This is a genomic window from Burkholderia sp. BCC1638 (assembly GCF_902833195.1).
GTDB classification, from domain to species: domain Bacteria; phylum Pseudomonadota; class Gammaproteobacteria; order Burkholderiales; family Burkholderiaceae; genus Burkholderia; species Burkholderia diffusa.
Map to the genome: position 1 here is coordinate 15983 of NZ_CADFEC010000044.1, position 17220 is coordinate 33202.

The 17220-nt window shown below is 55.4% G+C and carries 12 protein-coding genes and 5 pseudogenes; 7 read left to right on the forward strand and 10 right to left on the reverse strand.

The genetic code is table 11. From position 1 onward, the window contains the following. Nucleotides 1-59: 59 nt before the first annotated feature. The 3 genes from HWX22_RS29665 to HWX22_RS29675 all read right to left on the reverse strand — a co-directional run bounded on the left by HWX22_RS29665 (nt 60) and on the right by HWX22_RS29675 (nt 4621). The gene (locus HWX22_RS29665; RefSeq protein ID WP_175863188.1) at nt 60-1136 is read right to left on the reverse strand and encodes a LacI family DNA-binding transcriptional regulator; all 1077 of its coding nucleotides are present in this window, start codon (nt 1134-1136) and stop codon (nt 60-62) included. After that, a complete protein-coding gene (locus HWX22_RS29670) occupies nt 1133-2593 on the reverse strand; it encodes a sugar porter family MFS transporter (RefSeq protein WP_244115730.1) in 1461 nt (486 codons plus the stop codon). The genes HWX22_RS29665 and HWX22_RS29670 overlap by 4 nt, the downstream gene beginning before the upstream one ends. Nucleotides 2594-3697: 1104 nt before the next feature. Further along, nucleotides 3698-4621: an HPP family protein gene (locus tag HWX22_RS29675; protein WP_175863189.1), complete on the reverse strand. Its 924-nt coding sequence runs from the start codon at nt 4619-4621 to the stop codon at nt 3698-3700. A gap of 410 nt (nt 4622-5031) precedes the next feature. Here HWX22_RS29675 and HWX22_RS29680 point away from each other — a divergent pair. After that, nucleotides 5032-5195, forward strand: a pseudogene (locus tag HWX22_RS29680) (IS66 family transposase); the annotation flags it as partial. Nucleotides 5196-5493: 298 nt separating this feature from the next. On the opposite strand, the gene HWX22_RS29685 reads toward HWX22_RS29680, so the two are convergent. The 6 genes from HWX22_RS29685 to HWX22_RS29710 all read right to left on the reverse strand — a co-directional run bounded on the left by HWX22_RS29685 (nt 5494) and on the right by HWX22_RS29710 (nt 13412). Beyond that, on the reverse strand, nt 5494-5877 hold the full coding sequence (locus HWX22_RS29685; protein ID WP_080741452.1) for a hypothetical protein: 384 nt from the start codon (nt 5875-5877) through the stop codon (nt 5494-5496). Between the two features lie 62 nt (nt 5878-5939). Next, the gene (locus HWX22_RS29690) at nt 5940-6323 is read right to left on the reverse strand and encodes a BON domain-containing protein (protein ID WP_043179546.1); all 384 of its coding nucleotides are present in this window, start codon (nt 6321-6323) and stop codon (nt 5940-5942) included. Between the two features lie 626 nt (nt 6324-6949). After that, a complete protein-coding gene (locus HWX22_RS29695; protein WP_175865896.1) occupies nt 6950-9208 on the reverse strand; it encodes a glycoside hydrolase family 3 C-terminal domain-containing protein in 2259 nt (752 codons plus the stop codon). A 127-nt stretch (nt 9209-9335) separates the two neighbouring features. Then, the gene (locus HWX22_RS29700; protein WP_175825363.1) at nt 9336-10475 is read right to left on the reverse strand and encodes a porin; all 1140 of its coding nucleotides are present in this window, start codon (nt 10473-10475) and stop codon (nt 9336-9338) included. A 268-nt stretch (nt 10476-10743) separates the two neighbouring features. Further along, entirely contained in the window at nt 10744-12303 is a 1560-nt protein-coding gene (locus HWX22_RS29705) for a hypothetical protein (protein WP_175916922.1), read from the reverse strand. A 59-nt stretch (nt 12304-12362) separates the two neighbouring features. Beyond that, entirely contained in the window at nt 12363-13412 is a 1050-nt protein-coding gene (locus HWX22_RS29710; RefSeq protein WP_175865894.1) for a carbon-nitrogen hydrolase family protein, read from the reverse strand. Between the two features lie 155 nt (nt 13413-13567). Here HWX22_RS29710 and HWX22_RS29715 point away from each other — a divergent pair, with 155 nt between their 5' ends. Together HWX22_RS29715 and HWX22_RS32100 are read left to right on the forward strand one after the other, a co-directional pair. Continuing rightward, nucleotides 13568-14527 carry a helix-turn-helix domain-containing protein gene (locus HWX22_RS29715; RefSeq protein WP_080741455.1) on the forward strand — a complete coding sequence of 320 codons (960 nt, stop codon included), beginning with the start codon at nt 13568-13570 and terminating at the stop codon, nt 14525-14527. Between the two features lie 126 nt (nt 14528-14653). Continuing rightward, nucleotides 14654-14985, forward strand: a pseudogene (locus tag HWX22_RS32100) (transposase); the annotation flags it as partial. A gap of 90 nt (nt 14986-15075) precedes the next feature. Here HWX22_RS32100 and HWX22_RS29720 read toward each other — a convergent pair. Continuing rightward, complete coding sequence (locus HWX22_RS29720; protein ID WP_043179548.1) at nt 15076-15495, reverse strand: helix-turn-helix domain-containing protein; 420 nt, start codon at nt 15493-15495, stop codon at nt 15076-15078. 79 nt (nt 15496-15574) lie between these two features. Here HWX22_RS29720 and HWX22_RS29725 point away from each other — a divergent pair, with 79 nt between their 5' ends. From HWX22_RS29725 to HWX22_RS29740, 4 genes and pseudogenes are all read left to right on the forward strand, one after another. Then, nucleotides 15575-16132: an NAD(P)H-dependent oxidoreductase gene (locus HWX22_RS29725; RefSeq protein ID WP_043179549.1), complete on the forward strand. Its 558-nt coding sequence runs from the start codon at nt 15575-15577 to the stop codon at nt 16130-16132. A 218-nt stretch (nt 16133-16350) separates the two neighbouring features. Continuing rightward, a pseudogene (locus tag HWX22_RS29730) lies at nt 16351-16547 on the forward strand (IS21 family transposase); the annotation flags it as partial. After that, nucleotides 16545-16964 (forward strand): annotated as a pseudogene (locus HWX22_RS29735) (integrase core domain-containing protein); the annotation flags it as partial. The pseudogenes HWX22_RS29730 and HWX22_RS29735, both read left to right, overlap by 3 nt. 139 nt (nt 16965-17103) lie before the next feature. Further along, nucleotides 17104-17220, forward strand: a pseudogene (locus HWX22_RS29740) (IS5/IS1182 family transposase); the annotation flags it as partial.

The window sequence follows — 17220 nt, forward strand, 5'->3', positions numbered from 1 at the left end:
GCAGTGACAGGCAAAGCGATTCGGCCGCGCGCAGATCCATGCCCACTTGCCGCCGCCATTCAATCGTCGGGGGAAAGATAGGGGCTGCGTCGAACGTTCGCTGCGCAGAAAACGCCGAACTCGACTGGCCCGATCGGTGGCGTGGTCTCAAGCACCCCGCAACCGTACAGCAGGTGCTGCAACGCGGAAATCACCTGCGCGTCGGGATTCTGGTCGATCACGATATCCATCGTGCCTTCGTCGATATAGGCGCGGTGCTCGTCCAGCATCTCGTGACCGATCCACACCACCTTGCCGGCCACGTCGAATTCCCTGAGCGCCGCGGCGATGCCCGCCGAACCATAACCGCTGTTGTAGATGCCGACCAAATCGCCCTGCTTCAGCGCAGGCAACACCGCGCGATAACACGCATCGGCGTTGTCGAGCGTCTCGATCTCGACGCCCTGATACTCGAGCTCGGTTTCGGCCCCCTCGAGCGCCACGCGAAAACCGGCGATCCGGTCGCGGTGCGCGCCAAAACTGCGGCTTCCGCAAAGCTTGAGCACACGCCCGGCCCGCTTGGCGAGCCGCCCGATGAAGTAGCCTGCGGTGCGGCCAGCGCCCACGTTGTCGATCCCGGCGAAGTGGGCACGCGAAATCTCGCTGATATCGGTCATCAAGGTGACGACCGTTTCGCCTCGATCGATCGCCTCGCTCAGCGCCGCGCGCACCGGCGCCGTGTCACGCGTCGTGATGATCATCCCGGCGCGGCGGTACCGGCAGTTGCTGATCGCGTCGACCACCGCCCGGTCCGACTCGGGAAGAATCAGCCGATGCAGGACGATGCGCTTGTCGAGGATCTGGGCCGAACGTTGCAGCGCCGCATTCAGGCGGCGGAAAAACGGCGTGTCGCCGTGCGAAAGCAGCACGTCGATATGAATCAGGCCATGCCGGCTGTCCGGCAGCACGCGGCGCACGCCCAGCCGGCGCGCCGCCGCGATTACGCGCTCGCGCGCCGACTCCGAAACACTGCCCCGTTCGTTGAGGACGCGATTGACCGTGGCCTCGCTGACGCCCGCCTCGGCCGCTATTTCGACAAACCGTGCATCGCGCTTACGCCTCGTGCCAGCCGGGGGCACGACAGGATCCTCGCTCATCGTGCCTGCTCCGCGCCGCCGTACAGGCTGCGGAAATGCGCCTCGATCTCCTCGAGGCTGCGCCCCCTCGTTTCGGGCAGGTTGCGCCAGATGAACGCAATCGACACCATGCCGATGACAAAGAATACGAAGAACGTGCTTGAAATGCCGACATAGGCGACCAGCGACGGGAAGCTCAGCCCGAGCACGAAATTGACCATCCACAGCACGCAACCGGCTACGCCCACTGCGAAGCCGCGAATATGCAGCGGAAACAGTTCGGCCAGCAACACCCAGCATACCGGTGCGATCAGCGCCTGCATGAAGCCGAGGAAACACGCCATGGCGACCAGAATCAGGCACGCACGCAGGAACGATACCGGCAGGAACTGGGAGAACAAGCCGATCATCAGCAAGGATAGCGTCGTACCGCTCAGGCCGAGCAGGAACATCGGTCGGCGACCGATCTTGCCGAGCACCTGGATGCCGACCAAGGTCGCCACGACCGAGATCACCCCGTTCGCCACATTGCCGATCAGTGCCGTCTCCCGTCCAAAGCCGGAATTCGTCAGGATCTGCGTACCGTAGAACATGATCGAATTTACTCCGGTCGCCTGCATGACGATGGCAATCCCGATCCCGACCCAGAAGACATGGCGGACCCAGGGCGCCGACAAGCCCGGCCCGGTGCGAAGGGCCGGATGGGCGTGGCGGTGCTCGGCGTTGCGAATCGAATCGAACTCCTGCTGAGCTGACTGGAAGTCGCGCACCTGCTGCAATACTTTCCAAGCTGCGTGCAGTTTGCCCTTCGAGGCCAGCCAGCGCGGGCTTTCCGGCATCACCAGCATGCCGAACCACAGCCCGACCGCCGGCAACGTCGCGACGGCCAGCATCCAGCGCCAGATGCCATGGTCGCTACCCCACAGGCTGCCCATCGTCGCATTGACGATGAATGCGATCATTTGGCCGGAGACGATCATCAGCTCGTTTTGCGTGATGATCTGCCCACGAAGATGCACGGGCGCCAGTTCGGCCAGGTAGGTCGGTACGCAGATCGATGCCCCCCCCACCGCGATGCCCAGCACGAATCGCGCGGCAATCAGCATCGAAACGGTCGGGGCGAAAGTACATGACAACGCGCCCCCAAGGAACAGGACCGCCAGGATCATGATGCTCATCCGGCGCCCGTAGCGGTCCGCTACCAGGCCCGAAGCCACCGAGCCGATCACGGCGCCGAGCAGCAGAGAACTGGTCACGAGCCCCTCGGTCAGCGGCGTGAGCCCGAGATCCTGGGTCATGTACGCCAGCGCGCCATTGATGACCCCAGTGTCATAGCCGAACAGCAGGCCACCGAGAGTCGCGATCATTGCGATGAACCGCATCGACCGGCGCGCCTGAAGGGGCTGAGCCGCCGCGGACTGAGTGGGTTCGCCGGACGTGAGCGGCTCACAGACTTCCTGCATCAGTGTCTCCATCATTTATATGATTCATCGACTCGGCTTGCCTGCGATCACTGCCTGCGCCGCAGGTCGAGGGGGCCGTAATACACCGCAAGAATGCGACAACATCCGCGTCGATCCGATCGTTCGCGCGGATCACTGCCGGGCATCGCGCCGGAAGCTAATTGTGTGCTCGATCGATACTCGGGCGGCAGGCTCGAAGTCGCGAATTGACGCGCGCACAATCTCTATCCTATGCGTTGCCGGGTAAAATCATCCAATGTTTGGCCATGCGATGCAAATGCTGCACGATCACTGCTTGACTGGCTCAAAAGTAGACAAAGCGGGATGAGTGTGCAACGCGAACGTTGACCATTTTTGGTCAAGTCTCCGGCGACCGATCTCTATCTGTTAGCTGGACCATGCCGCAACGTGTAGTATACGGTTTGCTTCGCGCTGCCCCCCAATTCCACCAATCAGAACCCAAACACGCGCGGGACCACCGTCGCGTAAGTGAAAATGGGGGATTGATCGAGGATGTCGCTCCGCTTGGAAAGCCCATCTAAAGTCCAAGCAATCTCTTATAATTGCATTGCACCAAAAATTATTGTCTACGCAATTTTAATACTCATCCCGTATATTCCGATTATTTCTTCCAACCTCTTCGCAACCACAAGTTGCCACTGCGACACACGGCTTGCAAGTTGGCCAATGAACTGCCGCGAGATTCGATTCTGCCTGGCGCTCCACAATGCTTTTATCTGGGTACTATCGTCGCTAGAATTGAGCGCAGCCTGCGAGATTCTTGACGGAATACGATGGACCGAAAAGCCGCCTTGTCAAAGCGGCGGCAAGCTTGATCTGGCTACGACCCTGCACATTAAAGCACTGTGCGTCTCGGATGTGCTCTACCACTCCCGAGCATTATCAAACTGTTTTCCAGTACTATGGCCAAATCAGTTCCAACATCGCGACGACCACGCTGCCCTAAGTCGCTGGGTAACGCTTCGCGAATATCGGGCATCCGGCGGCCTTTTCCTCAAAGTTTCTAACGCTCCAGTCGCGCTTAAACGAACCCGTGTATCTCGAGTGACTATGCTCGATGCGGGGAAATAATACGGCTACTTCATCGGGAAACGCCGTTCATTGCGCGACGCTGCGTCCGAGTGTTGACGCCTTCTTGAAGAGTAGGAAACTCATTGTCAATAGCGCACTGCCCATGCCGACAGCAAGCGGGAAACGCCAGTCGACTTGAGGCATGACTTGCGGTAGGAGCCCTACGGCAAGTGCGGGGATTGCATGGAGGCGGGTCATACGTAGCATTACAATGCCGAATAGTGTAGCCAGCAACGTCGAGATGACGCCCGGACCAAAAATCGCCAGCGCTGCGACGCCGACTACCGCTGCGAGCGTACACACCGCCGGCAACAATGCGGGCCGCTGCGCCCATGGACAGACGTTCGCATGCGCGAACATTTCGAAGGCGATGACGACGAGCGGCGGGAAGAGCAACATCTTCATTCCGGTCGCTGTTGAAAGAAGGTATGTTGTGCTGAGGAATAGTGCGAAGAACGGTGCCCACACAAATTGGTCGGGTAATGCTTCAAGTTCGTTTTTGAGCTGATCGTCGACGCTCGGCGCCAAATGTGATGCTGCGGTGTCGAAGACGATCCGATAGACTGCAGCCAGCACGGCGAGCATCCCAGTGCCGATCAGGATCGAGATCGGATACCACCAGCTTCTCTCGCCGAGCGACAGCGCGAGAATGCAGGACGAGATTGCAGGTGCAACGGGCGAGCGCATAACCCTCAGGATTGCGATCGCTCCCACGATGCAAATCGCAATCGATGCCGCAGAATACGGCAAATGACGGCTGACAAACACACCCAGCATGGCAGTCACCGCCGGAGTGAGCGTAAGCATCAAGGGGGCGCGGGCCCAAGTGCCATGCGGCCGAACGAATACGTCATAGGACAGCGCGGCAAGCTCGGGAAAAAGGAGAGAAGCCATACCGGCCGCCGAGGCAACTTCGGCGACTCCGCCCATGAAACAGAGCGTGATGAGCACGGCTGAGATTGCGAGGCGTGATTCGGAATTTCTCATAAGCAGGACCTATATGCAGTGGACAGCGGACGCAGCGTCGAAACACACTAAACCTTCCCACCGTGGGAAGGTCAACCGAATTGGTCAAGTTTCGCGGCGGCGCGACCCGCATTGGTCACCTGTGAGCGTGGAGCCCATTCAGTCTTGACGTTGTGAGTTTCCGGTTTCGCCAACGATCGGAAGGCATGCAGTGCATGTGTATCATTGCCAGCGTGCAGTGGAGTTGTCCCATTAACTCAGGACACGCGGACGCCGTTAGATTGACGGCACCGCAGCCCGCCTGAACTCGCGAGGCGAGCGGTATTTCCCATTCACCACCTGAGTACGCGCCGGCGAACAGGTAGTTTCGGCGCATATGCCAACGTTGGCATAATCGCAAAAATTGGCTGTTCGCAGGATAGCCGCGTGTGGGTCAGCGCGCGGCCACCATCATGAGTTTGAACAGTTCGACGCAACTGAACGGACTCGATCCAGGGGCCCATCGGAAGGACGTCTTGACAAGCTTGCCGCCACACAAGTCAGCGACATCGACGCGTAACTGCAGCATCGCTGCGCGCCTCTCCCGACCACCGCTTAAACTCGCTCGGCCAGACGAGTTGGCTGCCCGCCTCCGTTCGACATACGCGTGAACACTGCCCACTCGCTTCTTGTCATTGTCCTCTTGGGAAGCACAGCGTAGTCATGGGTGGCATCGTGTCGTCCTTCAAATATGACGATAGCGTACTCGCAATGACATCGTGCCACCGCCGCGGTCTGTTGGATCCGCCAATTCGACCCGGAGCACACAAATAGCAATGCGAGCGCCGAATATAGAAGTTCGCGTGCCCGATGATCAATTAAGGTCTTGCCGAATGCCAGGCGTTGTTGAGAAGGCCGTCTCCTGTCATATCACCGGGCCTGGCGTCCTTTGCCCAGTAGTACAGCGGACGTCCCATATAAGCCCATTGCTTGCCACCATCGTCGCGGACGATCACACTCCAGGGACCAAATGGCGCATCACTAGTGGACACGATCAGCGGCGGCCAGTTCTTGGAACACAGGCCATTGCACATGCTCTTGCCCGAACCAGCCGAGTCTTTGTCGAAGACGTAGAGCGTCATACGGTTCGGGCCGACTAGAACGCCGTTCATGCTAGTGGCAGGTTCAGAAGTAACTGACGCTGTCGTACAAGCTGCCAGCAGTACGGTGGAAAGAAGTACGAGGGAAGCGGTGCGGGTCATGTTGTCTCTCCTTAGGCGGTCGGATGCAGAATAGCTCTGAGGTTGATTCCATTGCTTGCGGATCAATGCACATTTTCGCGCACCATCAGCTTGCTCGTCACCGACTTGACTCCCGGCACCTTTTCCGCCGCCATCATTGCCTGATTCTCCTGCTGTTGATCATCAATGAAACCGGCGAGTGTAACCTGACCCGTCGCAGCAATACCAAACACAACGATTTCAGTACCCGCCAGTCCCTTTGTCTTAAAGATCTCCTGACGCACTTTCTTAGAGAACTGTCGGTTCGCTGCGCGCAAGATCTTCTTCGACGCGTGCGACGATGACGCGACTACTGTGGACACGGCACCGACCTCTTTTGCCGATTCAGCTGCTTGACCTTGCGCGTACGCGCCAAGTGAAAACATCGCGACTGAAACGAAAATCACGATTCGTTCAATTTTATTCACAAATCATCCTAAAAAATTAATAGATACTTGTAGATTACAAAATAATCGATAAAATTATCCAACGCTCCATTATCTGGATATCAATCTCAGCTTCTCCGATGCCTTCTCAGCGGCCACATCCTACGTCCACCAAAACCATTTCCAATCATAATTTTGACAACGCGCCTACTTCCCGCGCAATAATCGTAGGCAACTCGATCGACCTACCACTCCAGACAGGGCATTGAGATCCCATACCTTTTCGTGAATCATCGGCCGACTCGCCCTGCCCCCATCGAAGAATGGGGCGAGCGTGCCCATTAGGGGCGTTTGCGAGAAGATCTCAGCCCACTGCTAGGCGCGCTCAACTATTGGTCGGCAACGTGCCTCCCAGAATAGTCACGACGCAAATCACTGCCATTTCAGCCAATTAATCTCCCACTCCACTCAACATTCGGGCAGCAATCAGTATGTTAGACGCTTCCAACAACGTCGCCGAATAATCAGAGTGGTGAACTCACACTATATTTAATATATACAGTACAGGAAAGTTCACCGCTCAACTCAATAAAATTTCCACAAGTCACCATTCACGTGAAATCGACGGGCGTCAATTTCTGGCAACTTCGTTTGAGGCATGCTCCTTTTCAGGGCTGCCCCGCGCTTAATTCAACATCTTTTGTCAACGCAGACGCATCTCGAGACCCCCCTCCCACATTGAGCTTGTAGATGCCTGGGTTGACCCGCCATGCGTGATCGTCGACATTCCACGTGGCAAAACGTGCGACTGGAATCGCCAAGGTAATTTCCTTCGTCTGCCCCGGCGCTAGGAATACTTTCGCCCATCCAACCAGTCGCTGCGGTGGTTCCCCCAACCCCGAAGGCAACTGCGCGTAGACCTGCGCCACTTCCGCACCCGCACGTGCACCTGTGTTCTTCAATGTGAATTTCACAGTGACATTATTCGATACATCGGCTCGAATTTTGAGTTTTGAATAAGAAAAATTCGTGTATGAAAGTCCGAATCCGAACGGGAAAAGTGGCTTGATATCATTGGCGTCATACCATCGGTATCCCATTAACAGGTCTTCGCGATATTTTACGTCCAACTCGGTACGACTAACTGCCTTTTGGGGGAGATCCGAGTCTTGCTGCGGGAACGTTATCGGCAATTTTCCCGACGGGTTTACATCGCCAAATATCACATCTGCGATCGCTTGCCCGCCCTGTACGCCAGGGAACCAGGCTTCCAAGACACCATGTACGTTGGGGAGCCATGGCATCAACACCGGACTTCCGTTTTGCAGAACCACAATCACTCGTTTGGCCTTCGCAGCGACAGCGGTGATAAGAGCGTTCTGATCATACTCAGCGCTGATCGGAGTCGACTTGCTGTCGGGCAATGCAAGACTTCTGAGATCCCGCGCCTCAGCTTCCCACTGTGTTGCAAATACGATCGCCACATCAGCACGCGCAGCCGCGTCGGCGGCAGACATCGCATCAATTCCGTCGTAGTAGGTAACTTTCGCGTTTGGTACCTTCGCCTTGATTGCGTCAAGGGGCGGCGACTTATACCAGATCGCACATCCCCCCATAGGCGTGTTTACGTAATACTGGCAATTCGCGACCGCGTTGCCATTCGACGCTGGAACATTGGCAGAACCGCCGCCGGAGAGAACACCCGAATCAGCACGTCCGCCAATGACAACGATAGATGATAATTCGCGAGAATTCAGTGGAAGTACCGGCTGCCGAGCACTGGAAGGTACCGCATTTTTCAACAGCACAAGTGATTGCCGTGCAAACGATAGCGCGTCGGCGTTTCCGGCAGCGGTGTCTACTTTGCCGTTCGGCTTCGGGGGATCGTCCATCACGCCAGTACCGATTAGCACAGCCAACTTTCGTCGAACCATGTCGTCTAGACGGGATGTCGGTACCGTTCCGGAAGAAACCGCCTCCTTCAGTTTTGAACTGAAACGCGATACGAAGATAGGAACCTTCTTCTCTACGTCTACACCCACCTCCCCAGGCTGCTCCTCGTCAAGTCCGGCATTGGCAGCATCAACGGTGCTATGTGTCGCCCCCCAATCTGATTGAACGACGCCTTTGAAACCCCACTCGTTCTTTAGAACCGTATTGAGCAAGTACGGATTCTCGCAAGCATAAATGCCATTTACGAGATTGTATGAACACATTACGTTTCCTGGGTGTCCCTCCTTCACCGCAATTTCGAACGCAAGCAGTTCTGTCTCGCGCATCGTACGTTCGTCACCAATGGAGTTGCTCTTCATCCGGTTCGTTTCCTGGCCGTTCAACGCGAAATGCTTGATCGTAGCGATAACCTTCTGAGACTGAACCCCTCTCGTCATCGCCGCGCCCATCGTTCCCGCGAGGACGGGATCTTCCCCCATGTATTCGAACGTTCTGCCGCTACGCGGTTCGCGTGCAAGATTGATACCGCCATTGAGCGCTTCTGCATACCCGAGTGCCCGAAGTTCCTTCGCGATCCTGGCACCGTAGGCTGCCGCAACTGCTTCGTCCCACGTCGCAGCTAATGCTATGGGTGCTGGCAGCGCAGTTGCCCCTGATCCTTTCACACTAACGCCAGCGGCCGCGTCAGCACTTGCGATCGACGGAATGCCAAGCCGCGGGATACCGGGAATATAACCGGCACCTTTCGCCCATACCGGGAATGGTCCGCCCATACCCAGATTCGGTATCCCAATACCATGAACAAGTTGAATCTTTTCGTCGAGTGTCATTTTTGAGACAAGAGCCGACGCTCTTGCATCACCCGCGGCACCGAACGGAGACGAGTCGACCCGGCTTCCTAAGGCACTTGACGCAAGGAATGCCGTGAGCGGACAAATCCCTGCGAGCGCCAGATATCGAACTGCTTTTTTCAAGTTACTTCCCCATAGCCAAACACACCCAGACTGTCGAAAACGTCGGTCAACTTCAATTCTGATTTCTATCCAATCCGACGCCAGCGTTGACCCAATTCGACATCCTTGTTCAGTCACCGAACTTTGATCAGAATCGATGCTGAATACCCAGCGCCACGACTAGTTGCCGACGAGTGCTAGATTGCCCAGTGTTGAGAATCTGGGCCTTCGCGTTCCTACCTTGTTGACCGATCGCAATGAGATAAATCAACGTACGCTTAGACAGCAGATACTGTGCTCCGACATTCAACTGATCCCAGCCAGGATCGGGAGTCGCTGAAGTCACACCTGAATATGCGCCATTCGTACGGATATATGCCACCTGCGCGATCCAAGCCGGCGTTACTTGCCACGCGACATTAGCCTCATAGTTGTCGAGCGAAAGCCCGGTCCCGTCGAGATAGCGATACTGAACTTTCGAATACAGACCATTGAGCGTGACTGGTCCGATCTGATATGAAGCGCCGGCGAGCCAAATCCGCTCACGCTCGACGTTCGCGCCGCTAGTTACGCTTTTTGTGAACATACTCACATAATCGTCGGCTGTACCACCTCCGGAAGTTCCCACAGCACCTCCTGGCTGGGAGTCCGGATGATTGAGTTGAATGAAGCCTAATGCTGAGGAAAATGGCCCATGGCTGTACGTAGCGCCAAATGCAATTGCCCGATTGTTCGCGAATCCCGACGAAGGTCCAGATCCCCCCCCCTGATTACTGAATCCGTACGTAGTGCCGAGAGTCAATCCGTACCACGTCGGACTCACATATTTGGCAGCATTGCTCGTTTTGAACGACCCATTTGTATTATCTGAGTCGCCGATATGGGCCCACGTCCCATTAGTCGCGAATCCAGAAACGAAGTCGATTGTGGTGTCATACTGTCGCCCTAGCGTCAAAGTACCGAATCGATCGTTACTCAGACCAACGTAGGCAACATTAAACCCACGTCCCGGATCGCGACCGTTCTGAACGCTGAACGGATGTATCAGACGAAATACCGTCCGATTTCCGCCCCCTATATCTTCAACACCTGACAAGATCCAGCGGCTTGGTGTAAGAGCCCCATTCATCGTTGACCAACTCGCGTGGCCACCATTGTTATTCGTATAAAGAAATCCAGTGTCAATAGTACCGGACAGCGTAACACTCCCCTGAGCGTTCGCACCAATCGGGATTGCTCCGGCGACACAAGCCAGCATCACGCCAGATGCGATGTTTCGTGACTTCATTTTACCTCCAACCCTGTTCACAGTGTAATAATCGGCGCCGAGTGATGCGCCACATAAATTTTTTGTTATTTAAATAAATCTCTAAAATAAATTGCAAAGCAGAATCTACCGCGAACCCTCGCGTCACCCAGAAAAATCCAAATCAATAAATATTCAGATAGTAGTTTTATTTTTTATCTGACCACAGGTATTTCATTTGCGTGACCGATGAACTGGTCACGCACAGCCGCCCCACTCTTCACATGAGATCAACGCATGATATTTATAGTTACCTGATCGAATCTTCCAACTGTTTTGAGTACGTCGTTGCTGCCTTCGTATCGCCAGCCTTCTCAGCACTCTGTATCGCTCCGACAAGAGAGCGGTGACGATTCGGATCGACTTCAAGAACTCTCTTAAAGTTCATTAACGCTTCATCAGCATGCCCGGTTTGAAGCAGCATCGTTGCGAGCATCTCGCGAGCTGTCACAACCGGGCCAGCAGTGACGGCACTTTTCTCTGTTGCATCTTCCCGCTCGGCCGCGTCTCTCAACACCATGATTCCATCATCGTGTTTTCCATCAGCAAAGACCGCGAGACCACGTACAATTTGCGCCTCAATATCAATCTGTTCCGCCCAGTAACTCATCTTCATCGCCAATGCCACATCACGAAGCGAGATAAGTCGCGCTGATTCAAAATGCGCCTTTTCCGGATCCCCGCTCATCGCCGCGCCAACTCCTCGGGCAAAGGCATTAACCGCTTCTGATTGCGGGTATTTCTTCCAGGGATAGGAATCAGCCGGCGGAGAAAGCTCCAGGTTTGCAGCATCCTTCCACGAATCAGTCTCGATCGCGATGCGGGCAGGCATTGCAGCGTATGGGTAGGACGCCCCCAGGTCGTCGAGCACCTTTCTAGCTCGCGCCTGATCCATTATCTGACGAGCAGCATTGACATCACCTAACTGAAGATATGCGTAAACCATAAAATCTGAGAAGTGGAATGCCTGAAGCGTCCCCTCTCTCGCGGCCGCGTAGGCTGCGCGATTCGACGCGATCGATTCCTTCCAAAGACCAAGTCTCGAGAAAATGTGCGATGGCATATGAAGTGCATGTGGTGCACTCGGTGCGATTTTTGCGTAAAGTCTGGCAACATCCAATCCACGCTTTGCAAGAAATGGATAGTCATAGCTATGAATTAGAAAATGGGCGGTTCCTGGGTGATTCGGTTGTTTTTGAAATATTGGCTCGAGAATCGATACCGCCTTTAGTTGCCTAACATATTTTTTATCCGCCGGATCTGAATTCGCAGACAAAATAAGTGCATACAAAACAGAAGCTTCCGAATCATTCGGATATTTCTCTGCCAACCTTCCAAACGCAGACTCTAACGCCACCGCCCTCGTTCGGTGATCAATTTTATCTGCATCTTTGAAATATACCGAAAGCGCATCAACATAGTCACGCTCACGCTGAGAGCCAAGCCCCGTCTTTCGCGCGGCATCAAGAGCTGCAGATCCTTCGCCGACAGCAGATGCCGGAAGACTACTCGGCCAAGCAAAAGGATTGTTAAGCGACGACAATGCTTTCAACCAATATGCCATTCCACATTTTTGGTCATCCTGCAGAACGCGGTTCGTCGCCGAGTTGATCTTACTCCAATCGAACGAGTAGTAATAAGCCATCGCAACATTGAAGTCACCCTGTGCTTCAGAGTTGCACGCTACAGCGAAATTTACCTTCCCGAGATTTTCTCCACCACTGTGCTCATGCTGAGCATGCGCGGACGGTGCTGTTCCGAATATCAGCATTGCGAGCGCGATAAACAGATATTTTCGATTAACTTTCATTGAGGCCTTCACCGATCCATATTTATGACAACTTTCGCAACCACGTGTACTGCAGATGTTCAGTCCGCTGCACGAGTAGGCGTAACAACTTCAGAAGTATGTTCCGGCTGATCGCCACACTCACGAACCGAGGCTTCCGGAAACACGCGCTGCGTATACACGACGCGACGTCCTGGCGTACGGTCCAGAAGCAACCGCGTTACGTCCGGACGCGCATAGTGGCCGGCCGGATCTGCGGCCGCCTTTGCCAAAGAAATCACGCCAAGATCGATCTCGGCATAAACAATGCCCTCTTCCTTTTCAGGAAGTCGGTCATGCAGCAGTGTGCCGTCCGGACCGAAGATTGACGCAGATCCTCCACCTTGTTCAAGCAAACTACGCTTGACAGGATCTTCGCCGCACAGCATGTCGATCATTTCTTCGCTTACAAGCGAAGTCGGGGCAATAACAAAGCATTGACCTTCAACCGCATAGACTTGTGACGCCGCCATGTTCACATCGGCCTGCAGCGCATTGGCTATTCCTCGATATGCCGAGAAACTCGGCCATGCGGCGATGTGCAATTGCTCGTCTTGCGCATACATCGCATATTTCGACAACGGCTGGAGGTGCTCCCAGCAGCACAAGGCCCCGACGCGGCCCAAAGATGTTTGCCAGACAGCCAAGTCCGTGCCATCCCCCTCACCAAATACTGTGCGCTCAACGTGTGTCGGCTTGAGTTTCCGGCGTTGCGCAACGGTCTGTCCCTCAGCGTCGATAATCCACTGACCTAGATAGAGGCTGCCGCCCTGCTTCTCGCTGTGCCCCATTACGACGGTGATTGAGTGCTTTTTTGCGGCCTGCACAATCCGGTCCGCTTGCGGCGAGCCGTAGACCAGAGAATTGTCGTGGTAACGCTGAACGAACTGCATACCCCACGCCGGGGAATCCAGCCAGATGAACCACGGGTATCCGGGCAGCCAAGCTTCTCCGAAGGCAACCAGCTTTGCACCATTGGAAGCAGCCTCGGCAATCAGCATGATCGCCTTCTCGATAGACCCTTCGAGATCAAGAAACACGGGCGCCGCCTGGATGGCTGCAACACGAAATTTTGGATGCGTGACGTTCATTTGAAACCTCAGTAGCATGTTGTGAGGTCTCATAGTAAGAAGACGATTTTGTTACGGCTTGACCCTGCGTCTCGCATCTCTTGACTGAATCGGTCACCCTCGACGGAAGACTATCCAGGTTTGCTTGGCGTACTCAATTTGTGATAGGTACAGATATGTTTAGCGTACATTCCACGACACAGGTCGATCCCAGCCGTCGCCTAGCGTATTGGTCTGACATTGTCTGCGACGCTTACGTGCAACTTGAGTGCGAGATAGCGGATAGGCAAAGCACTATTGAGGGCAGCATTGCCGTTGCTCAGTTGGCCACCCTTTGTCTGACGAAAGTGACGTCGAGTGCGCAGAGGGTCCATCGAACACCTTCCAAGATTGCACAATCAGGTGAGGACTATTTCCTGATAAGCATTCAGACGCGAGGGAATGGAGTTGTAGTGCAGGATGGACGCGAGGCGTCTCTCATGCCGGGTGATTTCACAATGTATGACAGCACTCGCCCGTATACGTTGGCTTTCGATGGCGACTTCCAACAGTACGTGCTTATGCTCCCGGGGCGCTTGCTGCGGACAGAATTTCCGTGTGCGGAACAATTAACTGCCAACACCGTGAGCGGCGAGCGCGGTGCTGGGCACCTGATGCTAAATATGATTCATACGTTAGCCGGCAGCATCGATACGCTCGCTCCCGAATCTGCGGGTGCGATCGCCGACAGCGTCAGACAAATTCTTATCGCAGGACTGTCGACCCTTCCTGCGGCCAAACAGGCACCCATGTCGCAGCTCCGTCTATTTAACCTGGAGCGCATCAGGTCCTGCGTACGCGACAGGCTTCGGGAGCCTGGCCTCACAATTTCGTCAATCGCAGCTGAACTGAAAGTGTCGCCTAGTACTCTGCATCGTACGTGGGGCACCGAGACATGCTCATTGGGAGACTGGATCTGGACACAACGTCTTGACGCCGCCTATCGGGATATCCGCGACCCGGGCCTTGTCGGGCGCAGCATCAGCGAGATTGCTTTTTCGTGGGGCTTCAACGATGCCGCGCATTTCAGTAGAGCTTTCCGAGCAAGATTTGGATGCACTCCTCGAGAGTTGCGACCACGTTCCATGACGGGCTAAAGCGCATTCTCCACACGGGTACATGCGAAGTCGCTCGAATTATCGACAGTGTTTGAATCTGCCCTAAATTCTCGAGAATTGCTCACGCTGCAAAAAGGCGCTGGCCAGCTCCATCCGTAAGCGTGCCATGTGTGCTCGAAACTGGCGTGTATGCGTTGCGACAACATCGCGCGAGCTGCTGCTCCGATCCGCCCGGTTGAGTATGGACTGGCTGGTCCGGGCTTACTGGCGCTGATTTCGAAGTTTGTGGACCACCAGCCGCTTTATCGCCAGTCGGTGATCAATGCTCCCGATAGTGTTGTTCTCGATCGCTCGCTAAGGGGACAATCGGTGGGCCATGGCGCAGACCTACGACGGCCGCTGGTCGACGCCCGGGCCGGCACGTCATTGCGGCCACGAAGCCGCATGCCGTCGATACAACAGTACCAGTGCTCACTCCGGGTAACGGCAGGACCAAGATTGAATGGCAGCGGCGCTATGTGCGCGACGGCCGGAACCCAAGAGCTTACATGTCATAGAAGCAACCACTCACCTTGTAATAGTCAAGGTTACTTTCGTACATACAGCACGCCATGTGTCACATCCCGTCCCGTCGACTTTTGCTCAAAAGTATGGCGTGCCATAGCCATCTCATCTTGGTGCTCCAACGCCCACTGGTATAGCGCCCGCAACGGCCCCATCAAGCTGCGGCCGAGATCCGTCAGATCATAATCGACACGCGGCGGAATGGTTGGGTACATAGTCCGGCTAACTAACCCATCTCGCTCCAGACCCTTGAGGGTCAGCGTCAGCATGCGTTGCGAAATACCGCCCACCTGCCGCTGCAACTCGTTGTATCGCAGCGGACCTTCGCACAACGTGCCTACTACCATAACTGTCCATTTGTCGCCAATGCGGGCAAGGACATCAACGACTGAGGCACATCCCGCGTGTTCGTGGCCACGAACATCCGTGTTCGTATCGCTCATAAAAGTACCTCCTTGCGCAATTCCTACTGGACTCTAACATGTCGGGACGATCAATCTTTCTTTACATACAGGATTCACTATGAACCTTCTGCATGTCGATTCCAGCATCACCGGTCAGAATTCGGTCACTCGCAAATTGACCGCTGCCATTACCCACCGCCTGCGAGAAGCAAATCCGAGCGCAGTCGTGACGTATCGCGATTTGGCTGCGGAGCCAGTTAGACACCTGTCCAGTGCCCCTGCCGGCGACAGCGAAATGCTTGATGAATTCCTATCCGCCGAGGTCGTCGTAATTGGGGCTCCGATGCACAACCTCGGGGTACCCAGTCAATTGAAAGCTTGGCTGGACTGGCTAACCGTTGCCGGCAAGACCTTCCGCTACAGTGAGGCCGGTCCGCTGGGCCTGTGCGGCGGGAAACGCATCATTGTCGCCTCTTCACGTGGGGGCGTTTATAGTGCGCCTTCTCCAATGGCATCGATGGACCATCAGGAGAGTCACCTGCAAAGCTTCTTCAGTTTCCTTGGGATCACGCATTTGGAGATCATCCGCGCAGAAGGTACCGCAATTGGTGAAGCGGATCGCCAACTTGCACTGGAGAATGCGCTCGCGGCCGTATCAGCCCTAGAGACCGCATGAGTTAAAACAGTTTTAGATCTGTCACCAGCATCGCCCTCGCCAGCGTCGTTATCCTCGTTGTTCGCCAAGCTGTCACAGGGCGGTGCTATTGAGCCAATGCGGGGTCGGCATAAAGGAGCCACCTGAGGGGCGGCATATAAGCGCCAGTAGCATTGAGGCGAGGACGCGGTTCGAACTTTCCGAGTCGGTACGCTCCGTTCTTTTTGAACGGAGCGTCCATGACCAACAGGAAGTTCGAATTGTTTGAGTACCGCCAAGTCCTTGTCCGCATGCGGCAAGGCGACTCCGATCTCGACGTAGCGCGCGCGGTTTGATGGGTCGCAAGAAACTGACGTCCGTGCGCCGCGAGGCGGACGCACGTAGTTGGCTGGATTCAGTGCAGCCGTTGCCGGACGACGCCACGATCGCAGGTGTCAGTACCTCGATGACCGCGAACTTCGTTCTGGACGCACTTGAGCAGGCGCTTTACGTCCGTCGGTCCGGTGACGATGGATCTCTTATCCGTCACTCTGATCTCGGGGCCCATTACGTCAGCATTCGCTATAGCGAGCGATTGGCCGAGGCTGGCATCAAGCCGTCGGTAGGCAACCGGTGCGACAGTTACGACAACGCGCTGGCGGAAACGATCAACGGTCTGTACAAAGCTGAACTGAATCACCGCCGCACCGCCTGGAAAACGTGTGAGTCCGTCGAATTGGCTACGCTGGAATGGGTGGCCTAGTTCAATAACCATCGGCTGATGGAACCACTCGGCTATATTCCGCCCGCCGAGGCTAAGGCAAACTTCTATCGACAACGAAAACAGATTACCGGTGAACCGCTATTAACTTAAGCCAACCAGCCTCCATGATTTCCGGTACGGTTCATACTCCTGACCAGCTTAGGGAAACACTGATTTATCCGGCTCTGTGGTCATCGCTGACGCAGCCGAGGACGTTGTAGAAGATAGTTCACGGAACGGGTCCACGACGATGAAACGGCAAATGAGCTTTGCGGAAGCGGAAAGCACGGGCAAGAAGCGCATGACTCGGCGCCAGCGTTTCCTGGAAGAGATGGAGAAGCTCGTGCCGTGGTCGCGATTGCTGACG